General features: G+C 62.0%; 16 protein-coding genes and 3 tRNA genes. 5 read left to right on the top strand and 14 right to left on the bottom strand.

All coding sequences use genetic code 11. From position 1 onward, the window contains the following. The first annotated feature begins 199 nt into the window (after window positions 1-199). On the top strand, window positions 200-1174 hold the full coding sequence (locus tag KLP40_RS06995; protein WP_215593040.1) for a hypothetical protein: 975 nt from the start codon (window positions 200-202) through the stop codon (window positions 1172-1174). 66 nt (window positions 1175-1240) lie between these two features. On the opposite strand, the gene KLP40_RS06990 is transcribed toward KLP40_RS06995, so the two are convergent. The 8 genes from KLP40_RS06990 to KLP40_RS06955 form a co-directional block, all read right to left on the bottom strand. After that, window positions 1241-3472 carry a xanthine dehydrogenase family protein molybdopterin-binding subunit gene (locus KLP40_RS06990; RefSeq protein WP_215593039.1) on the bottom strand — a complete coding sequence of 744 codons (2232 nt, stop codon included), beginning with the start codon at window positions 3470-3472 and terminating at the stop codon, window positions 1241-1243. A gap of 5 nt (window positions 3473-3477) precedes the next feature. Beyond that, window positions 3478-4500: an FAD binding domain-containing protein gene (locus KLP40_RS06985; protein ID WP_215593038.1), complete on the bottom strand. Its 1023-nt coding sequence runs from the start codon at window positions 4498-4500 to the stop codon at window positions 3478-3480. Between the two features lie 93 nt (window positions 4501-4593). Beyond that, window positions 4594-5109 carry a (2Fe-2S)-binding protein gene (locus tag KLP40_RS06980; RefSeq protein WP_215593037.1) on the bottom strand — a complete coding sequence of 172 codons (516 nt, stop codon included), beginning with the start codon at window positions 5107-5109 and terminating at the stop codon, window positions 4594-4596. Window positions 5110-5423: 314 nt separating this feature from the next. Then, a complete protein-coding gene (locus tag KLP40_RS06975) occupies window positions 5424-5717 on the bottom strand; it encodes a hypothetical protein (RefSeq protein ID WP_215593036.1) in 294 nt (97 codons plus the stop codon). Between the two features lie 98 nt (window positions 5718-5815). Further along, window positions 5816-5889 (bottom strand) — tRNA-Arg (locus KLP40_RS06970). 50 nt (window positions 5890-5939) lie between these two features. Next, window positions 5940-6013 (bottom strand) — tRNA-Pro (locus KLP40_RS06965). Between the two features lie 101 nt (window positions 6014-6114). Continuing rightward, window positions 6115-6202, bottom strand: a tRNA-Ser gene (locus KLP40_RS06960). Continuing rightward, window positions 6181-6393, bottom strand: a complete 213-nt coding sequence (locus KLP40_RS06955) for a hypothetical protein (RefSeq protein ID WP_215593035.1) — start codon at window positions 6391-6393, stop codon at window positions 6181-6183. The genes KLP40_RS06960 and KLP40_RS06955 overlap by 22 nt, the downstream gene beginning before the upstream one ends. Here KLP40_RS06955 and KLP40_RS06950 point away from each other — a divergent pair. The 4 genes from KLP40_RS06950 (at window position 6392) to KLP40_RS06935 (ending at window position 11391) form a co-directional block, all read left to right on the top strand. Next, window positions 6392-7384, top strand: a complete 993-nt coding sequence (locus tag KLP40_RS06950) for a vWA domain-containing protein (protein WP_215593034.1) — start codon at window positions 6392-6394, stop codon at window positions 7382-7384. The two genes, KLP40_RS06955 and KLP40_RS06950, sit on opposite strands and share 2 nt — an antisense overlap. After that, on the top strand, window positions 7381-8358 hold the full coding sequence (locus KLP40_RS06945) for a tetratricopeptide repeat protein (RefSeq protein ID WP_215593033.1): 978 nt from the start codon (window positions 7381-7383) through the stop codon (window positions 8356-8358). The genes KLP40_RS06950 and KLP40_RS06945 overlap by 4 nt, the downstream gene beginning before the upstream one ends. A gap of 239 nt (window positions 8359-8597) precedes the next feature. Continuing rightward, window positions 8598-9779 (top strand): acetyl-CoA C-acyltransferase, encoded by a 1182-nt coding sequence (locus tag KLP40_RS06940; RefSeq protein WP_215593032.1) that lies wholly within the window; start codon window positions 8598-8600, stop codon window positions 9777-9779. Between the two features lie 163 nt (window positions 9780-9942). Beyond that, window positions 9943-11391: a toxin-antitoxin system YwqK family antitoxin gene (locus tag KLP40_RS06935; RefSeq protein ID WP_215593031.1), complete on the top strand. Its 1449-nt coding sequence runs from the start codon at window positions 9943-9945 to the stop codon at window positions 11389-11391. A gap of 242 nt (window positions 11392-11633) precedes the next feature. Here KLP40_RS06935 and KLP40_RS06930 read toward each other — a convergent pair whose 3' ends face one another. From KLP40_RS06930 to KLP40_RS06905, 6 genes are all read right to left on the bottom strand, one after another. Continuing rightward, window positions 11634-12956 carry a sensor histidine kinase gene (locus KLP40_RS06930; RefSeq protein ID WP_215593030.1) on the bottom strand — a complete coding sequence of 441 codons (1323 nt, stop codon included), beginning with the start codon at window positions 12954-12956 and terminating at the stop codon, window positions 11634-11636. Between the two features lie 328 nt (window positions 12957-13284). Further along, window positions 13285-14661 (bottom strand): sigma-54-dependent transcriptional regulator, encoded by a 1377-nt coding sequence (locus KLP40_RS06925; RefSeq protein ID WP_215593029.1) that lies wholly within the window; start codon window positions 14659-14661, stop codon window positions 13285-13287. A 768-nt stretch (window positions 14662-15429) separates the two neighbouring features. Further along, a complete protein-coding gene (locus KLP40_RS06920) occupies window positions 15430-16623 on the bottom strand; it encodes an ABC transporter permease (RefSeq protein ID WP_215593028.1) in 1194 nt (397 codons plus the stop codon). A gap of 25 nt (window positions 16624-16648) precedes the next feature. Beyond that, window positions 16649-17899 carry an ABC transporter permease gene (locus tag KLP40_RS06915; protein ID WP_215593027.1) on the bottom strand — a complete coding sequence of 417 codons (1251 nt, stop codon included), beginning with the start codon at window positions 17897-17899 and terminating at the stop codon, window positions 16649-16651. Between the two features lie 102 nt (window positions 17900-18001). Further along, complete coding sequence (locus KLP40_RS06910) at window positions 18002-18670, bottom strand: ABC transporter ATP-binding protein (protein WP_215593056.1); 669 nt, start codon at window positions 18668-18670, stop codon at window positions 18002-18004. A gap of 279 nt (window positions 18671-18949) precedes the next feature. Continuing rightward, window positions 18950-20395 (bottom strand): TolC family protein, encoded by a 1446-nt coding sequence (locus tag KLP40_RS06905; protein WP_215593026.1) that lies wholly within the window; start codon window positions 20393-20395, stop codon window positions 18950-18952. Window positions 20396-20487: the final 92 nt, after the last annotated feature.

Raw genomic sequence — 20487 nt, 5'->3', positions numbered from 1 at the left:
GAGGTGTTCGGCTAGATGCGTACACGTGTAGTTGCGGGGCGTGCTGAGCAGGTACTCGATGTAGGTAGCTTGCGTAACCATCGGATTAGGTTTTACTTCAAGATACCACCAAGTGCGTAAGTTCTAAGATAAAAATGATTATAAAAAGGCATGCAAGCTAAGAGAGAAAATTTGCAAAAAATACTCCCTAGGCCCCAACATGAAATCGTCTAATATAAAGGAAAAGCATTTTCATAAAAGAATAAATATATTAAAAGACCTTGTTGATAATTTAGATTTTAGCATCGATGTTCTAGCAATCAACAAATCATATATATCTAGTGAAGGTCTCAAGCAAAAAAGGACATTTTATAAATATTTTCAGAACTTATTTGTATCAAAATACAATAATAGATATAACAGGTATGATATATGGGCTGATGCAGTAGGAACTGATTTCAGGAATGAATTATCTAATTATATTCAGCAAAATGGATTAAAATGGGATTTATTTTACCCTGAAAGGACATTTCAACTCACTGATGAAAAAAGCGGAGAGAAATTGGTACAGTTAGCAGATTTCATCTCAGGATGTATTGGGAAGATATTTTGCACAAGTCATCAGCATGAAAGAGCGCGAGAGTTATACAACATTATCCATGCAAGGACCTTTGTAGAATATTTTCCTTTTGACTCTTCGTCTGTAATCTATTCTCTAGACCCTAATGAAACAATGGACCAAGAAATAAGGAAGATAAATTTACAATCAATAGAAAAATACATATACAATAATGACATAAAATCAAGCCATGAAAAATCTATTATACTCAACTACCTAAGATTACAGAGCGAAATAAACCCTAAAAGACTAGTATCAACACTAGAATTAGTACTATATTTAAGAAGATTTTTTTCGCAGTTCACCGTTGAAAAATTAAGAATACTAATCAGAGACCTACGATTTGAAGGTCTTTTCATAATAAGCCATTCTGGAAAGCCCGGTTATAAATTAGCAACATCATACCAAGATATATATGAACATTTTAATCACTTTTTAAAATATGTCATACCCATGCTACAAAAAGTTCAAATTCTTAACGAGGCTTTATCTTCTCACTCGTTCAATAAGATAAACCCTATCGAGAAAGATGGAAATATGCATAAGCTAAAAGAACTGCTGAGTGGCTTAAACTGAGTAAATACAAAAGCGCCCCGAAACCTCATGGTTCCGGGGCGCTTTCGTTACGACGAGCCGCGGGCGTTACAGCAGCTTGTCGATGGTAATGGGCAGGTCGCGGACGCGCTTGCCGGTGGCGTGGTAGATGGCATTGGCTACGGCGGCAGTCACGCCCAGCATGCCTACCTCCCCGATGCCTTTCACGCCCAGCGGATTCACGATGTCGTCTTCTTCATCTACGAAGATGACGTCGATGTCGCGGATGTCGGCGTTGACGGGTACGTGGTACTCGGCGAAGTTATGGTTCATGTAGCGGCCGAACTTGTGGTCTATCACCGTTTCCTCCATAAGCGCCATCCCGATGCCCCAGACCACCGAACCCAGCACCTGGGAGCGGGCGGTTTTCTGATTAAGGATGCGGCCGGCGGCAATGGCATTCACCACCCGCGTCACGTGCACCGTGCCCAGGTCCTCGTCTACCTTCACCTCCACAAACACCACATTGTGGGAGTGCAGAGAGTACTGGCTTTGCTTGGGCATGTTGGGCGTGGTAGAGCCGTCGGCCTCAATCTTAGCCTCGCCGCTGCTTTGCAGCACGTCCCGGATCACCACCGACTGGCTATGGTCGGCGCGCAGGCGGATCTGGCCGTTGAGAAACTCCACGTCCTCGAACTTGGCGTCCTGGAGCGGGGAGTCGGCCTGCTTCTGGGCCAGCTTCAGAATTTTGCCGGCCAGGTCCTGGCATACGCTCTGCACGGCGGTACCCACCGAGGCGGCCGTCCAGGAGCCGCCCTGGAGCGGGGCTTCGGGCTGATCGGTGTCGCCGAGCTGGTAGGTCACGGCTTCCAGGGGCAGGCCCAGGGTTTCGGCCGCAATCTGGGTCATGATGGTGTAAGTGCCCGCGCCGTTTTCGCCCGAGCCACTGAGCACCGTCAGCTTCCCGTCGGCCGTGATGCTGGCCTTGGCAGCGGATTTCTTCTGGGTGGCATCCCAAACGCCGCCGCCTACGCCCCAGCCCACCAGCATGTTGCCCTCGCGCATGGAACCGGGGGCCATGGTGCGCTTTTCCCAGCCGAATTTAGCCGCGCCCTGGTGGTAACAGTCGCGCAGCTTCTTGCTGGAAAACGGCTTGTCCTGGTTCTGGTCGCGCTCGGCGTAGCTGCGCAGGCGCAGCTCCAGGGGGTCGATGCCGGCCTCGTAGGCCATTTCGTCCATGGCAATTTCCAGGGCGATGCTGCCCGAGGCGGCACCGGGGGCGCGCATGTCCAGGGGCGTGAACACGTCGAGCGGCGCTACCTGGTAGCCCAGCTTTACGTTATCACACTGGTAGAGCATGCCGCTCCAGGTCACGATGTTCTCGGTGTACTCCTCGAAGTGGGAGGTTTCGTGCAGCACGTGGTGTTGCAGCGCAGCCAGGGAGCCATCGGGGTTGGTACCCAGCTTCACGTACTGCAGCGGCTGAGGCCGGTGGCCGAAGCTAAACATCTGGGCCCGGGTGAGGGTGAGCCGCACGGGGCGGCGCAGTTCCAGGGCTGCCAGCACGGCCAGGTACACCGAATACTGAGGCCGCAGCCCCGAGCCGAAGCCCCCGCCCACAAAGTGGTTCACTACCCGCACGTCGTCCTTGTTGAGGCCGAACACGCCCACGAGGTAGTTCTTGACGTTGAAAACGCCCTGGGTTTTATCGTAGGCCGTGATTTTGCCTTCCCCGTGCCAGTCTACGGTGGTAGAGAACAGCTCCATCGGGTTGTGGTGCTGGGTGCCGTGCACGTACTCGGCTTCCATGCGGTGGGCGGCCTGCTCCCAGGCTTTATCGGGGTTGCCGCGGGGGGGCGGTGGCGGCTGGTAGCCGGTTTTGCCCTTGCCCGGCTCGTAGCCCTTGGCGCGCTGGGTTTCCAGGTTGGTTTCGTGGGCCTCCTGCTCGTACTCGATGCGCAGCAGGGAGGCCGCGTACCGGGCCAGCTCGAAGCTCTCGGCCATGACCATGGCCACCGGTTGCTGGCTGAACTGGATTTCGGGCGACTGCAACGCCCGGAAGGGCGAGCCGCCGGGCGCTACCTGATCCTGGTGCTTCTTATCAAGCCAGGCCACGGAAGGCACGTTCTCGTGCGAAAACACCTGGATAACGCCGGGCAGGGCCAGCACTTCGTCGGCGTGGATTTTCGTGATTTTCCCCCGGGCAATGGGGCTGCTTACCACGTAGCCGTAGGCCAGGTTGGGCAGGTGAACTTCGGCCGAATACGTGGCCGCGCCCGATACCTTGGCCGGCCCGTCGACGCGGCTGGTGGCCTGGCCGATATAGTTAGTCGTGCTCATCTGGCTTAAGGATTAGAGTTCTGAAATACGTCGGTGGCCTGCTGCGAGCCTTCGGCGGCCTGCTTGAGGGCGCGCACCACGGCGCGGCGGGCCAGCTCGATCTTGAAGTCGTTGGAGCCCTGGCCCACGGCGGTCGAAACCACCTGGGCAGCCACGCGGGCAAAGGTTTCCACGGTGGCCGGCTGCCCAATGAGCAGTTGCTCGGCCTCCTGGTCGCGCCAGGGCTTATGGGCCACGCCGCCCAGGGCCAGGCGGGCGTCGGTGATGGTAGTGCCGTCGAGCTCCAGGCCCGCCGCCACCGAAATCAGGGCGAAGGCGTAGCTCTGCCGGTCGCGGAGCTTGAGGTAGCTGAAGTTCTTGCTGAAGCCCTTCGCGGGCAGATCCAGGCTGATGATCAGCTCCCCGGGCCGGAGGTTGTTGTCCTTTTCGGGCTGGTCGCCGGGCAGGCGGTGGAAGTCGTCGAAGGCAATGCTCCGCTCCCCATCGGGGCCGCTCACGCGCACGGTGGGCGCCAGCGCGGCCAGGGCCACGCACATATCCGAGGGGTGAGTGGCGATGCACTGGTCACTGGCCCCGAAAATGGCATGGATGCGGTTGAAGCCCCCGATGGCCGAGCAGCCGGTGCCCGGCTCGCGCTTGTTGCAGGGCGTGGCCAGATCGTAGAAGTACAGGCAACGGGTGCGCTGCATGAGGTTACCGCCGTTGGTGGCCGCGTTGCGCAGCTGGGGCGAGGCCCCGGCCAGAATGGCCTGGTTGAGCAGCGGGTAGCGGCTTTTCACGTCTTCGTGCCAGGCCGTATCGGCGTTGGTAGCCATGGCGCCGAGGCGCAGCCCGCCGTCGGGCAGGGCTTCGATGGCGGCCAGCGGCAGCTTGGCCACGCTCACCAGGTAGCTGGGGCGCATCACGTTTTCCTTCATCAGGTCGATGAGGTTGGTGCCGCCCCCGATGTAGGCTGCCCCCGTGTGGCGGGTGGTTTCGCGTACGGCGTCGTCAACGCCCGTCGCGCGGTGGAAAGTAAATGAGTTCATCTTGGAGTATTGAGTAGTGAGTAGTTGGTATTGAGTATGCAGCGGAATCGAGTAGCCAGACGGAACGTCTCACTACTCAATACCCAGTACTCACTACTTTTTATTCACGACTTCCTGCACGGCGGCCAGGATGCCGACGTAGGCGCCGCAGCGGCAGAGGTTGCCACTCATCATTTCGCGGATATCGTGCTCGGAGTGGGCTTTCCCTTCGTTGATCAGGCCCTGGGCCGAGCAGATCTGGCCGGGGGTGCAGTAGCCGCACTGGAAGGCGTCGTGGTCGACGAAGGCCTGCTGGAGGGCGCTCAGGTTGTCTTCGGAGCCGAGGCCCTCAATGGTGGTGATGTCGTCGTCTTCGTGCATCACGGCCAGGGTCAGGCAGCTGTTGATGCGCGTGCCGTTCACCAGCACCGTGCAGGCTCCGCACTGGCCGTGGTCGCAGCCTTTTTTGGTGCCGGTCAGGTGCAGGTACTCGCGCAGGGCGTCGAGCAAGGTGGTCCAGGGGGCCAGCTGCACCTCGTGGGCGGTGCCGTTGATGGTGAGGCGAACCGTGCCGACGGGTGGCGGCGCGGCCACCGCGCCGCCGGAAGCGGGGGTAGTTTGCTCGGACATACTAGAAAGAAATAGGGGTGATGGGAGTGAAAACAGAATGCCGGCCCGGAGCCGACACCCGGCTTTTTGCTTACGCCGGATGCGGCGCCAGCGTTATGCCTTCCCGCATGTTTTCTCGCGCGGGGCGCAATACGGCCCCTCATCTGCCTCCTACCGCTTCACGCGCCGCTCTAAACTGCCGTGCCCGGCCGTCGGCCCACTCCGGCCGCTCAAGTGGCCGGAGTGGGCCGACGGCCGGGCACGCATGAATCCGACGGCTTCCCTGCCCGAAGCGGGCGTGGAGCTCCCGGCACGGAGGCTTCCCCTTCAGCGGTTTAGACCGTTACGGTTTCCTCCATTACGGCGGCAATATCCACTTCCTCCAGGGGCGGCACCGGCGCAAAGCGCGACTCGTGGAAGTTGGCTTCCGGGAAGCCCGGGGCCACGGCGGCGTTGTTGATTTCCTGGAGCGTGATGCCGTAACCCTTGTGCGTATCGTAAATGTCGCGCACCGTATAAATGGGCCCGCGCTTGGGCGTCTGGATGTTGGGATTCTGCACCAGCAGCATCGTGAAGTCGTCGTTGGTGCACACAACTTCCTGGCCGGGGTGAAAAAGGGGTGCTTTCATAGGCGAAGGGTTTGCTCGGAGGACGACGTGATGGTGGTGGCGCTATCGGCCAACAAAAAAGCCACCCAGCACAGCAGCTAAGTGGCTCAGTGCCGAAGTGGCCCCGATGTGATTCGAACACATGACCGGCTGCTTAGAAGGCAGCTGCTCTATCCAGCTGAGCTACGGGGTCAAAACACAAATAGCCGCCCGCCCCAGAGGCGGGCTGACGGCTATTTGAAGTCGGGGTGGCAGGATTCGAACCTGCGGCCTCCTGCTCCCAAAGCAGGCGCGATACCGGGCTACGCTACACCCCGAAAAGAGTAATTAAAAATTGAGAGTTAAAAATTAAAAATTGGCCGTGCCGTAAGAACCGGCAATTTTTAATTTTTAACTCTTAATTTTTAATTCAGACATGCGGAGAGGGGGGGATTCGAACCCCCGGTAACCTTTAGAGCTACGGCAGTTTAGCAAACTACTGGTTTCAGCCACTCACCCACCTCTCCAGGTGGCATTGCTTTCCGGTTAAAAGCTGTGCAAATATACGAGCAGAACGGAGAAACAAACCTTTTTCAAAAAAAATATCTTCCATCTTGCCGCCGCGTTTGGGTCCGGCAAGCCGGTTTTTCCCTTCTTTTCCGGACTTCCACGCCTCCCTTTTTTCACGGTTGTATTTTGAACGATAAGCGGTTATCATGGCGTTGAACTGGGCCTACCAGCCGGGCTGGCCGGAGGCTTTGGCCACCGCGTTTTTTTTTCTGTTTTACCTCGGCTACCTGCTCCGGACCCGCCGACTGGCCGCCCCGCTGGGTCAGGGCAGCTGGCGGCTGGGCTGGAAACTGGGCCTGCGCCTGCTCTACTTCGGGCTGCTGGCCGGGGCCCTGCTCGGGCCCGCCTATGGCCTTACCCGCCACCCGGTGCGCACCGCCGGCAAAGACGTGTGGCTGCTCGTGGACCTCTCCCGCTCCATGGATGCGCCCGACGTGGCGCCCTCCCGCCTCCAGAAGGTGAAGGCCGAGTTGGGCACCCTTCTGCGCCGCTTCCCGGCCGACCGCCTGGGCCTGATCGTGTTTTCGGGCGAAGCCTACGTGCAGTGCCCGCTCACTTACGACCAGGAGGCCCTGCAGCTCTTTATCAGCACCCTGAAAACAGCCCTGGTGCCGCCCACCGGCACCGACCTGGTGCCGCCCCTGGAGCTGGTGCTCACCCGCCTGGGCCCGCCCGGTACCGAAGCCCCTGAGCCCCAGACCCCGCCCCGGGCCACGGTGCTGGTGCTGGTAACCGATGGGGAGGACTTCGGCGACAACCTGGAGCCCACCGTGCGGGTGCTGGCTCGCTCCGGCGCCCGGGTGTTTACGGTGGGCGTGGGCACGCCCGAAGGCAGCCGCATCCCGGGTCCGGCCGGCAATGATTACCTGCGCGACGCCAAGGGCCGCGACGTGGTGACCCGCCTCGTGCCCGCCCCCCTGCGCCGCCTGGCCGAGCAAACCAGCGGACAGTACTTTGAACTCAGCGACGAGCGCAACGAGTTTCCCTTACTGCTCAACGCCATCAACCGGGTGGAAGGCCAGGCCCAGCAGGTGCGCACCGTGTCGGTGGCCGATAACCGTTACCGCTACCCCCTGGCTGTAGCCCTGCTCCTGATTCTGCTCGATGTGTTAATCACCGTAAAAGTCATTCGGCCATGAAGATGCTGCTGACCGGCGGCCTGCTGCTGCTAAGCCTGGGCGGCGGCCTCACCCGCATCCACGACCGGAACGCGGCCGTGGCACGCGGGGCCGCCGCCTACGCCCGCGGCGACTACGCCCAGGCCGCCGCTGCCTACAAGGAAGCCACCCTGCACCTGGGCGCCGCCGAGGACGCCGTCTGGCTGAACCTGGCCCACGCCACCGTGCAGGCCGGCCGACCGGCCGAGGCCCGCTCCTACTACAGCCGCCTGCTTAGCAGCCCCAACCAACCCGTGCGCAGCGTAGCCCTGCAGCAGCTGGCCGCTCTCATGGCCGACCGGGGCGAGTACGCCCAGGCCATCACGCTGCTGCGCCAGGCCCTGCTGGCCGACCCCAATAATACCGCCGCCCGCTACAACTACGAGCTGCTGCGCGACTTCCTGGCCCGCCGCACCGACGCCCCTGCCCCGCCCCCACCCGGTTCCGCTGACAGCCCCGAAACCGCCCAGGACGGCCCCCGCCCCCAGCAGACCCGCCCCAAAGCCGGCCCCGACACGCCCGGCCAGCGCCCCGACAACAGCCAACTCCAGGACCCGAACAGCGCCCCCGAGCGCCGTCCCGACCCCCATGGCCGGCGCGACCCCAGCCAGCCCTCCGCCACGCCCGGCAACTCGGCCGACGCCGGCTTCCGGCCCGGGGCAGGCGAGCAGCGCAACGTGGCCCGCGGCCGCGAGCCCGGTAACGTGCGCGGCCTCAGCGACGAAGAAACCGGCCCCGAGGCCCCCGGCGGCACGAGTCGGCGGGGCGGCACGGAAGCGGCTACGCTACAGGAGGCCAACCTGCAAACCCAGCGGGCCCGCCTGCAACAGATGAACCTCAGCCCCGGCCAGGCCCGCCAGCTCCTCGAAGCCCTGCACACCGCCGAGCAGCAGTACCTCCAGCAGCTGCCCCGCAAAGCCACCAAACCCACCGATAAAACCAAACCCGGCTGGTAAGCGGTGAGATAGTGAGGGAAGATTAGAACGTCATTCTGAGCGCAGCGAAGAATCTTGCGTGCCAAAGTAATTCCTGCCGTTAGCCCGGATGAAGCAAGGATTAGCATTGCACGCGAGATTCTTCGCTGCGCTCAGAATGACGTCCTTCCAATTCACTCATTCCTCCCCTCACTCATTCCCCCAGTCACTCATTCACCAATTCGTACCTTTGGTTTCTCACCCCACCCAACAACTCAGTTATGCAGATTAAGGAAGTAGTCGTTGTGGCCGCCGTGCGGACCCCGATTGGATCATTTGGCGGCAGCCTGGCCTCGTTATCGGCCGTGGAGCTGGGCGCTATTGCCATTAAGGGCGCCCTGGAAAAAGCCGGCGTCGACGGCAAGGAAGTGCAGCAGGTGATTATGGGCAACGTGATTTCGGCCAACCTGGGCCAGGCCCCCGCCCGCCAGGCCGCCAAGAAAGCCGGTCTGCCCGACACCGTGGAGTGCACCACCGTGAACAAAGTGTGCGCTTCGGGCTCGAAGGCCATCATGTTCGGGGCCCAGGCCATTATGCTCGGCCAAGCCGACGTGGTGATGGCCGGCGGCATGGAAAGCATGAGCAACGTGCCCTATTACCTCGATAAAGCCCGTTTCGGCGCCAAATACGGCAACGGTCAGATGATTGACGGCCTGATGAAGGACGGCCTCTGGGACCCCTACCACGACTACGCCATGGGCAACGCCGCCGACGCCACGGCCGCCCACTACGGCATCTCGCGCCAGGACCAGGACGCCTTCGCCCAGCAGAGCTACGAGCGCAGCGCCGCCGCCGCGAAGGCCGGCAAGAAGAAGGACGAAATTGTGCCCGTGACCATTACGGTGCGCGGCAAGGAAACCGTTATCAGCGACGATGAGGAGTACCTGAAGGCCGATTTCAGCAAGTTTGCCGGTCTGCGCGCTGCCTTCACCAAGGAAGGCACCGTGACGGCCGCCAACGCCTCCACCCTCAACGACGGTGCCGCTGCCGTGCTGCTCATGAGCCGCGAGAAGGCCGAGGAGCTGGGCATCAAGCCGCTGGCCATCGTCCGTGGCTTCGCCGACGCCGAGCAGGCCCCCGAGTGGTTCACCACCACGCCGTCGCTGGCTATTCCGAAGGCGCTCAAAAACGCCGGCGTAGAGGCTTCGGAGGTTGATTTCTACGAAATCAACGAGGCTTTCTCGGTGGTTTCGCTGGCCAACAACAAGCTGCTGAACCTGGAAGGCACCAAGGTGAACGTGTACGGCGGCGCCGTGTCGCTGGGCCACCCGCTGGGCGCTTCCGGCGCGCGCATCGTGACTACGCTGCTGAACGTGCTGGAGAACGAGGGCGGCAAAATCGGCGTCACCGGCATCTGCAACGGCGGCGGCGGGGCCAGCAGCATCGTACTGGAGCGCGTGTAAGGAGCTGTTAGCGGCTGGCCAGCAGCCGTTAGCTTACGTTATGAGCACAAAGCCCTGCTGCATGTTTTGCGGCAGGGCTTTTGTTTGCCGGATTTCACTCACTGCGAAACTCTGCGTGAAACCGATAACGCACTACTTCGTCCTTTCCCCCGTTCTTGCTCCCATGAAACCGATTATTGTCCTCCTGCTGCTCTCCGCCACCACCGCCGCCCAGGCCCAGAAGCTGCGGCGGCTGACTACTTACTTCGATTCCACCAACGTGCACAAGCGGGAGGTGTTCTCGGCCCTGGTGGCCGGCGACACCGTGATGCAGGGCCCCTACAAACGGTTTTATTACGCCGGTCCGCTCGAAGCCCAGACCCGCTACACCGCCGGCAAGCGCGACTCGACCTACGTGGAATTTCACCCCAACGGCGGGCGGCGGCTGGAGGTCACCTACCAGGAGGGCGTACGCCAGGGGCCGTTTAAAACCTACTACGCTTCCGGCAAGCTGGCCCAGGAAGGCACTTATGAAAACGACGAGCCCACCGGCCTGCTGCGCTACTACTTCCCCGACGGCACCGTGAAGCTCGAAACCACCCTCGCCAAGGGCCAGCCCAGCGGCCTGGTGCGGGAGCTCTACGACTCGGGCAAGCCCAAGGTCGAAATCACCTACGCCGACGGCCAGGCCAACGGCCCCGTGAAAACCTACTTCGAAAACGGCCAGCTCCAGAGCGAGGGCACCTACCGCCGCGGCCTGCTGGCCGGCCCCTACAAAACCTATTACGACAACGGCCAGCTCGAAACCGAGGTGCTGGCCGACCAGTCGGGCCGGGGCAGCTACCGCACGTTCTACCGCTCCGGCAAGCTCCAGACCGAGGGCAACTACGTGGCGGCCACCTTCAGCGGCCGGACCGTGAAAAACCCGCTCGGCGACGACCTCACCCAGCAGGCCCGCAGTCTGGCCGGGGGCACCAGCAACCTCGATGGTCCGGCCAGGGCCTACTACGAGAGCGGGGCCGTGAAAAGCCGCATGAACTACCGCCAGGGCGTGCTTACGGGCACCCAGGAGGATTTCTACGAATCGGGCAAGCCGGAGCAGAAAACGGAGTACGCCAACCAGGCCCGGGACCGAAAAATCACGGCTTACTTCGAGGATGGCACTCTGCACCGGGAGCAGCAGTACAAGAACGGCCAGCCCGTGGGCCAGTGGCGTACGTATTTTCCCGGCGGCAAGCAGGTGCAGCAGCTGGAAACCTACCAGAACGGCCGTCTGGCCGGCGAGCAGCTCACCTACTACCCCACCGGCACCCTGCAAAGCAAGCTGCTCCACGAAAACGGCAAGCCCGCCGGCCTAGCCCAGTCGTACTACCCCTCAGGCAAGCTGCAGGCCGAAACTACCTATGTGCGCGGCCTCAAAACCGGCCCCTACCGCCTGCTGCGCGAGGATGGCACCCCGGAAATCAGCGGAGCCTTCCGCAACGGCCGGGAAACCGGCGTCTGGTCCTACTTCGGCCCCGACGGCACCACAGTCAAGGAGAAAAAAACCTTCCGCAACGGGCAGGTAGTGGAGCCCGGCGCCGCCACCCCGGCAAAGCCCGCGCCGGCCCGCAAGCCCCCGGTGAAGCGGTGAATGCGTGAAGCGGGAAATGCGTGAAGTGGGGAACGAGCAAAAAGAACGTCATTCTGAGCGAAGCCGGAGGCGTAGTCGAAGAATCTCGCATGCCAGAGTAAGTCCGCTATCAGGAGTTACCATTGCACGCGAGATTCTTCGACTACGCCTCCGGCTTCGCTCAGAATGACGCTCTATTTCGCTCGTTCCCCACTTCACGCATTCACCGAGTCACACATTCACCGAATCACTCATTCACCACTTCACTCATTCACCGTGTCATTCCCCGCCAGCCAGATGGTAAACGCGGTGCGGGCGTTGGGTTGGGTTTCGAGGCGGAAGCGAAACTGGTGCTGGAGCAGGATGTCGCGGACCAGGGTGAGGCCGATGCCCTGGCCGTCGCGCTTGGTGCTGAAGAAGGGCGTGAACAGGCGCCGCTGCACCTCGGGCGCCAAGCCGGGGCCGTCGTTTTCAATGATCATACAGGCGGGTTCCTGCATGGTGCGCACCCAGATGTTGCCGTCTTCGCCGATGGCTTCCTGGGCGTTTTTGCAGATGTTGAGCAGGGCCTGTTCCAGCTGCACCGGATCTACCTCGGCCACCAGCGGCGCGGGCGCCAGCTCCCAGTGCCAGCGGATGCGGCGGCGCTCGGCCTGCACCTGCAGCAGCCGCGCCGTGGTGCGCAGCAAGGCGTGCAGGTCGGTGGGCTGCGGCTGGGGCGGCGGCAGACGCACCAGGGTGGCAAAGTTGGCCATGAAGTTGGCCAGGTGGGTGTTGCGGCCGATAGAAACGTCGAGGGCTTCCCGGAAATCGGGCTGGTCCTGGGGCTGCAGCTGGGGGGCGTAGTGGTGGAAGCTCTGCAAGATGGAGTTGATGGCCCCGATGGAGTTGTTGATTTCGTGGGCCATCATCCGGATCAGCTTCTCGTAGGCCTGCTTTTCCTGCCGGATCAGCTCCTGGGTCAGCTCCTCCAGCACGATAAACCGCCGCGTGAAGCCCCGATCAATAAACCGCGAGCTGTGTGCCCGGTAGGTCTGCAGGCCCGAGAGCTGCACTACCTGGGGCTGCGCTTCGCTCAGGGCCGCCAGGGCCGGGCCCCAGTCGCCGGGCAGGTGGGCCGGCAGCTGGCCCAGCAGCTGCGCCGTGGGCTGCGCCAGCATCCGCTCGGCGGCGGGGTTCACGCCCTCAATGTGGCCCTCAAAGGATAGCAGCAGCACCCCGGCCGGCGACGCCCGGATCAGGCTTTCGAGCAAATGGTTTTTCTCGTGCTGGGTGATGCGCTCCTGCCGCAGCGCATCCAGCATGTGGTTGTACACCGCAATGAGCTGGTCCATCTCATGCTGGCCCACGGGCACGAATTTCAGGGAGAAATCCTGGGCCCGGATGGCCTCGGTGCCCGCCGCAATCAGCTGAAACGGCCGCACGAAGCCCCGGTACAGCCGCCACGTCAGCCCCAGGCTCACCAGCAGCAGCACCTCCAGCCCCACGAACAGCGGCGCATTGGTGGTGCGCACCTGCGCCGCCAGCACAATCAGCACGGCGTGGATAATGACGACAAACAGGATGAATTGCAGGCGTAGGGACATAAGCAAAAGATATTCTACCTCCCAGGGCTGAAGCCCTGGGCTAGTCAGCGGAAGTCTATGGCCGCTACGTAGCCCAGGGCTTCAGCCCTGGGGCTCCTCGCGTGCGGGGAACGTGCGGAACAAACAAAGAACGTCATGCTGAGCGCAGCCGAAGCATCTCGCGTGCTGACGGTGGATTACGTTGGCACCGTCAGCACGCGAGATGCTTCGGCTGCGCTCAGCATGACGTTCTTTGTTTGCTCAGTCTGACGTTCTTTATCGGCTCTCAGCCTGACGGTCTTTATCCGCGCGGCCTGGCGTTCCGGGGTTGCCGGGGCGGGCCTCTCCCCTACTCCGCGTCGAAGGGAATGGCGTATTTCTCCAGCCGGCGGTAGAGCGCGCCGCGGCTCAGGCCTAGGGCTTTGGCCACGCGGCTGATGTTGCCGCTGTAGTGCTCCAGCGTGCGGCGGATCATCTGGGCTTCCAGCGCGTCGAGGGTGATGGTGCCGGGCTCGGGCAGCTCGCCGGCGGCCGCTACGCGCGGGGCGGGCTGAAACTGGGCCTGGAAGTCTTCGGGACCTAGTTCGTCCTTGCCCGACACCAGCACGGCGCGCTCCACCAGGTTTTTCAGCTCCCGGATGTTGCCCGGCAGCGGCTGCTCCTGCAGCCAGTGGCGGGCGCGGGTGCCCACCTTCAGGGCCGGGCGGTGATAGGTGGCGCGCAGCCCGTCCACGAAGTGCTGCACCAGCAACGGAATATCCTCGGGCCGCTCGCGCAGGGCGGGCAGACGCACCGTAATCAGATTGATGCGGTAGAACAGGTCCTCGCGGAAGCGGCCCTGCTGCACCAGCTCGGCCAGGTTGCGGTTGGTGGCGCAAATCACGCGGATATCGAGGCGGCGGGGCTTGCTGTCGCCGAGCACTTCGTAGGTGCGGTCCTGGAGCACGCGCAGCAGCTTCACCTGGCTGCTCAGATCCAGCTCCCCGATTTCATCTAGGAAGATGGTGCCGCCGTTGGCCAGCTCGAAGCGGCCCTGGCGGTCGGCTTTGGCGTCGGTGAAGGCCCCGCGCCGGTGCCCGAACATCTCACTCTCAAACAAGGAGGCCGAAATGCCGCCCAGGTTCACCTTCACGAAGGGCTGCCGACTGCGCCGGCTGTTCTGGTGCACGGCCTCGGCAATGAGCTCCTTGCCGGTACCGCTTTCGCCCTCAATGAGCACCGAGGCATCGGTGGCGGCCACCTGACCCACGCTGCGCAGCACGTGCAGCAGGCGCGCATCCTGGCCCACAATAGCCCGGAAATCATACTGCGCATCGAGCTGGCGGCGGCTGAGGGCGGCGGGGTCCGGGGCGTCGGGGGCGGCCAGGGCCAGCACCGTGCCGATGGTTTGCAGCAGGGCCTCGTTGTTCCAGGGCTTGGTGATGAACTCGGCGGCCCCGGCCTTCATGCCCTCCACGGCCAGCGCAATGCTGCCCCAGCCCGTGATAAGGATGACCGGCAGAGCCGGCCGCAGCCGCTTCACCCGAGCCAGCAGCCGCAGCCCATCCTGGCCGGAGGTGTCCAGGGAGTAGTTCATGTCCATGAGCACCAGCTCGGGCGGGGTGTTTTCCACCATGCGCAGGGCCTCGGCGGGCGTGGCCACAGCCTCCGGGGCGTAGCCATGCTGCTTGAGCAGCAGCCGTAGCGAGGTCCGCACGGCTATATCGTCGTCGATAATCAGAATCATAAAGCAGAGGCGAAGAACGGCAAGTGCCGGCACTTAATCGGGGGTCCGACCCTCAATTAAAGGGGGCCGACCCTCGATGTCGGACTAAGTTGGTTCAATTAGGAGTGTGAGAGGCTCCTAATCGGGCCAACTTAGCCCGATTAGGAGCCAGTTTGGCCCGCTTAAATGGGTCCGACCTCCTTATTTGAGCTAATCAGGCCCGATTAAGTGGGTCGGACCTATTTAATCGGGCCAGATTAGTCCGATTAGCAGCTAATCTGGCCCGATTAGGTGGGTCCGGGGCTCAAAATCGAGCCCTTTCGGATCAATTTCGGTCCACTTCAGCCCGATTACGCGGAACATACCCGCGAAATCGGGCTGAAGCAATTGCTTCCGGGCTGCTGGTGCCTGCTTCCGGGTGTTAGCTGGTTGGCCTTAGCGGCTGATGCTACCGGGTTTGCCGCCGTAGCCAACTGGTTCAGCTTCTCACCGAATCAGTCTCCCAGCAAACCGAACCGGTTTCTCATTTCAGCCAACTAATTCGGGTCGAATCTGAACCGATTACCCTTTTCAGCCAGCCAGTTCGGGTTCAACCCCAACCGGAAGGCGTTTTTGGCGAACCGGTTCGGGTCCGACCCGAACCAGTTTCCCAGCAAGCCGGGCCGGTTTATCTTTTCAGGCAACCCGTTCGGGTCCGATGCGAGGTAGTAGGCTGTTCCGGCGAATCAGTTTGGGTCCGACCCGAACCGGTTCGCCGGAACAGCCTACGGGTTTGGCCAGTCGGCAACCCTACTCCTCGCGCAGGGCCACGGCTGGCCGGATGCGGGCCGCCAGCAGACTCGGGTAGAGGGCGCAAATGGCGGTCAGCACGTACACCAGCGCGGTGGCCAGGGCCATGCTGGCTAGGTACACCGGCAGCCGGATGTTCATCACGCCCAGCAGCGGAAACTGCGCCGCCACCAGCAGCCCGAAGGCCAGGCCGAACGTCGTCACTACCAGGATTTCGCCCAGAAACTGGCCGCTGATGCGGCTGCCGGTGGCCCCGATAGCGCGGCGCAACCCGATTTCGGCGCGACGCTGGCTGATATTGTACCACAGCACCCCGAATAGGCCCAGGGCCACGTTGAAAATCAGGAACCCACACACCAGCACCATACCGCCCATGGGGGCCAGCGCGAACTTCATGCGGATAGTGCGCTGCTCGGGCAGGGTGATGACCGTGGATTTCCAACCGCCCGTCACGGCCGCAATTTCTTTGGTGAGGCGCTGCTCCAGCTCGGCCGTGGCCGTGGGCTGCACCCGAATCAGCAGTCGGGGCTGGTCGAAGCTGGTAGTATCTGCGGAGCCTACCAGTTTGGCGCTGCGCAGAAATATGGCCGGTTCCAACTCCTGAAACTCGCCCCGGCCACGGTAAGACGTGGCCAGCACGCCTACTACCTGAAAGTCTTGATTGTCTAGGCCCCGCACGGTTTTACCTAAGGCCGGCCCCTTAGCAAACAAAGCCTGGCGGGCCTCCTGCGAGATGACCAGCGGCGGATGCGCCGCTACTTCGTCGTGGCGGTTAAACCAGCGGCCTTCCGCCAGTTGCAGGCTCAACACGTCCTGCATGTCGTCGCCGACGATGTAAATGTCGCTGTTGGTTGATTTGCTGCCGGCTTTGAAATCGGTGCTACTGTCGCTGAACGAGAACGGGGTGTTGGAGCGGGTAGCCGCCACACTGCGCACGCCGGACACGGCTTTCAGGAGCTGAATCAGGCGCTCAAACGTGGCATCCTGCCGGCTGATGGGTTGGCCGTTAGGGTCCAGGTCTATCTGCCACACGTGCTCATAGGTGTACCCCAGGGGGGCCGTGTATTTGCGGTAGTTGTCCACCAGCAGGCTGCCCAGCACAAACAGCACCACAAAGGCAAAGAATATTTCGGTAACCAGCAGGAAATTCGCCCGCTTGCGGTTCCAGATCAAGGTAAACAGATGGCGTATCATGCGGTTGGAGAGCAGAAGGGGATAGTTAATTGCGGCCGCCTTTCAGGGCCTGCACCGCTTGGAGCTTCGACATTTTATAGGCCGGGTACACGCCCGACAGCACCCCGAACAGCAGGCTCAGCAGCAGCCCACCCGCGAAAATGCGGGGGTTGAGCGTGAGCGTGGTGTAGGGAATGAAGCCGCTGCTGTCAATCAGGTGCAGCACCACGCTGGCCAGCACCAACCCCAACACCCCACCCAGCAAGGTCAGGAACACGTTTTCTACCAGAAACTGCCGGATAAGCGTGCCCGACGTGGCCCCGAAGGCCTTCCGTACCCCAATTTCGGAGGAGCGTTCCAGCATGCGGCTCACGTTAACGTTGATCAGGTTGAGGGCCGGCAGCAGCATAAACAGCAAGGTCAGCAGGGCCACTTTGCCCGTGAGAGCGGCCACGCCGTCGTCGGGGGTACTGTTGTTGTTGAACCAACGCACCGTGGAGGAAAGCAGCGTGCCGGCGTACACGTACACCTTGGCGTGCTTCTTGGGGTCGGGCACGGGCACCTGGTCTACCACGCGGTTGAATTCGGCCTGAACAGCCGGTATATCGGCGGGGGTACGGGCCTGCACAATAGCCATGCAGTTGCCGAAATAGCCGGGCTCTTTGGCATCCAGGGTACTGGTGCTGAGGGGAGCCCACATGTCGGCGTAGGAGTTGAAGCGCATGCCGGGTATGTCCTTCACCACCCCAATCACCTGGTAGCGCACCCGGTCGGTTTCAATGGTTTTACCCAGCACGCCGCTGATGGTGCCAAAATACGCCCGGCAGGTTCGCTCGTTGAGGACGGCCACGTGGGCGCCGCTCTGCACCTCGCTCGGGGTGTAGGGCCGGCCTTCCACAAAGTCGAAATCCAGCACCTGCCAGAATTGGCCGTCGGTGTATTTCAGATCCACGTCCAGCTTCTGAGTGCCCACGTAAGCGGCCGTGGAGCTGAAATACGTGCTGATGGAAATCTTCTCCGGGGTGCGCAGGGGCCGCACGTAACGCTCCAGAAAGCTGTAGCTGACGGTGCCGTTGTTGGTGCCGTTGTCGTTCTTGTAAGAGACGGTGGCGCGGTTGATGAACAGCAGCCGGTCCACTTTCTTTTCGGGCGTGTGGGGGCCCACCGTGTGGTCGTACAGGGCGTACACCACCAGCAGAATCATGAGCGTGAAGCTGATGCCGAACAGGCTGATAAAGGTGAAGAACTTGCGCCGCAGCAAGACTTTCCAGGCGATTTTGAGGTAAGAGAGAAGCATGAGGGAATAATGAAATGGTGAGGTGGTGAAAGGGTGAGTTATCGGGCGAATGGCACAGCTTGAACCTCAAACTCACCCTTTCCCCACCTCACCATTTCACCTCTAGCTGACCTGGCTGCCGTCGAAGAAGCGGATGAGGCGCTGGGTTTTCAGCGCCTGCTGCTCATCGTGCGTTACCATCACGATGGTGGTGCCTTCCTGGCGGTTGAGGTGCAGCAGCAAGTCCATGATTTCCTCTCCCATCACCGAGTCGAGGTTGCCGGTGGGTTCGTCGGCCAGGATGAGCTCGGGGCGGCCGGCCAGGGCCCGGGCAATGGCCACGCGCTGGCGCTGGCCCCCGGACAGCTGGCCGGGAAAGTGGTTGGTGCGCGCCCCCAACCCTACTTTTTCGAGGGCGGCGTAGGCCCGCTCGCGCCGCTCCCGGCCGCTCACGCCGGGCCGGTAGAGCAGCGGCAGCTCCACGTTATCGAGCACCGAGAGGTCGTTGATGAGGTGGTAGCTCTGGAACACGAACCCGATTTTGTGGTTGCGCAGCGCGGCCAGTTCCCGGTCGGAGTAGCTTTGCACGGGGCGGCCGTCCAGCTCAATCTCGCCGCTGGTGGGCTCATCCAGCAACCCCATAATGCTGAGCAGCGTGGATTTGCCGCAGCCGCTGGGCCCCATAATCGACACGAACTCGCCCTTGCCGATGGTCAGGTTCACTTGGTGCAGAGCCACCGTTTCAATGGTTTTGGTTTGGTACACTTTCTCGATGTTGCGCAGCTGCAACACGGGCGGACCGGCCTGAGGGCGAACGGTATCGCCGGCACGGTGAGCGGCGGGGGCAAGCATGTTTTCCATGGCAGTAGTCGTGAGAGGGTTTGGAAGCGTGTCCGGTTGTGGGCAGTCGGCGGGCCGGAGTACAGTACCTTTGCCAAGCCGAGTGCCAATTATTCAAGATTCATTTAGTCAATTACTTACGTGCTATTTCATTCTTCAACCCCTTGCAAAATATGTCCGATTTCGGACACGGTGTTCGGTTGCAGCCGTCGCGCCGGACCGGGCCGACTGTTACTGCGCGGCTAGGGGCTGCTGCCGCTCGAAGTCGTAGAGGGTGAGGGCGCGGAGGCGGTAATGCGCCACCCAGGCGGCGCGCAACGCCAGAATGTAGGCGCGGCGGGCCTGGTCCTTTTCGGCCAGGGCAATGGTGAGGTCGGTGAGGCTGATGCGGCCGACTTTGTAGGTAGCCTGGGCAATGGCGTAGCGCTGCCGGGCCAGCGAGTCGGCGCGGGCCGTGAGGGCCAATTGCCCGGCCAGGGTGCCCAGTTGCGCGGCCTGCACCTCCACGCTGAGCGCAAAGCTGGCTTCCTCCTGCGCCACCTCGGCTTGCACTTGGCGGCGGGTCAGTTCGGCGGTTTTGAGGATGGATTTCTGCCGGCCCCAGTCCACGAGCGGCAGCGCGAAGGTGAGGCGCACCTGCTGCTGGTTTTGCAGAGCGGCATAGGTGTCCCAGAGGTTGCCGGCCTGGTTCACGTAGCCCAGATTGGCGGCCAGCGTGGCCTGAAAACCGGTGCTGCCCCGGGCCACGGCCACGGTCCGCTCGGCTTCCAGCAGGCGCCGCCGGAACGCCAGCCCCACGCTGCGGTGCTGCTGGGCCTCGGCCAGCGCCCGGCCAGCCGGCACGGCCAGCAGCGGGGCGGCTTCCGGCACCGCGAGGCGGAGCTGCTGGGCCGGCAGGCCGGTGTACATCTGGAGCTCCACGGCGGCATTTTGCGCATCGAGCTGGCTCTGGGCTACGGCCTGGCGGGCGTTCAGCAGGTTGAGCTCCAGCCGCAGCACGTCGCTCTGGGAGAGGCGGCCGAGCCGGTACCGCTCCTGCCCGATGCGCAGCAGCTCCTCGTTGGCCTGCACGTTCTGGCTGGCTACTTCGGCGTTTACCTGCTGCTGCAGCACATCGAAATATAGCTCCGTGATGCGCTGGGCAATGGTTTCGCGCTCCTCCACGAACAGCCGCTGGCTTTCCTGGTAGCGCAGCGGCTCAATCCGCCGGGCCCATTTCAGGCCGTTGAACATGCCCAGCGGCTGGGTGAGGCCGATGGCGACGGGCTGGTTGTTGTAGCGTTTCAGGCCGCCGTTGAAGTCATCGAACCGCTGCAGCTCGGAGGCCACGAACACCTGTCCGCCGGTGCGGCCGATGTTCTGGGTGAGCGTCAGGGCCAGGTTGGAGTTGTTGATGCGTACGGCCCGGAAGTCGGTGGTGCCATCGGGCTGCACCACGGGCGTTACGGCCCGGCTGAAACCGGGCAACGTGCCCTGCAGCCCCAGCTGCGGCCGGTAGTTGGCCTGGTAGCCGCGCCACTGCCAGTAGCTTTGGTCGCGGCTGGTGGCGACCTGCTTGGCCACCGCCGACTGGCTAAGCGCCTGCTCAATCACCTGCTGCAGAGACACGGCCGGCGGCTGGTTCTGGGCCAGCGCAGGCGTCGTCAGCAAGAGCAGCAGCCCGGTACAGAGACGCATCACTTCGCGTTTCGGTGCGGGCTGAGGTTGTTCCGGCGAGGTCGTTCTGACGGGAGACGCGAAGGGTCGCGTCTCTACAACCCAAGCGGCTA

Source organism: Hymenobacter piscis, from assembly GCF_018760735.1.
Taxonomy (GTDB): domain Bacteria; phylum Bacteroidota; class Bacteroidia; order Cytophagales; family Hymenobacteraceae; genus Hymenobacter; species Hymenobacter piscis.
This window is presented reverse-complemented; position numbering and strand designations above follow the sequence as displayed.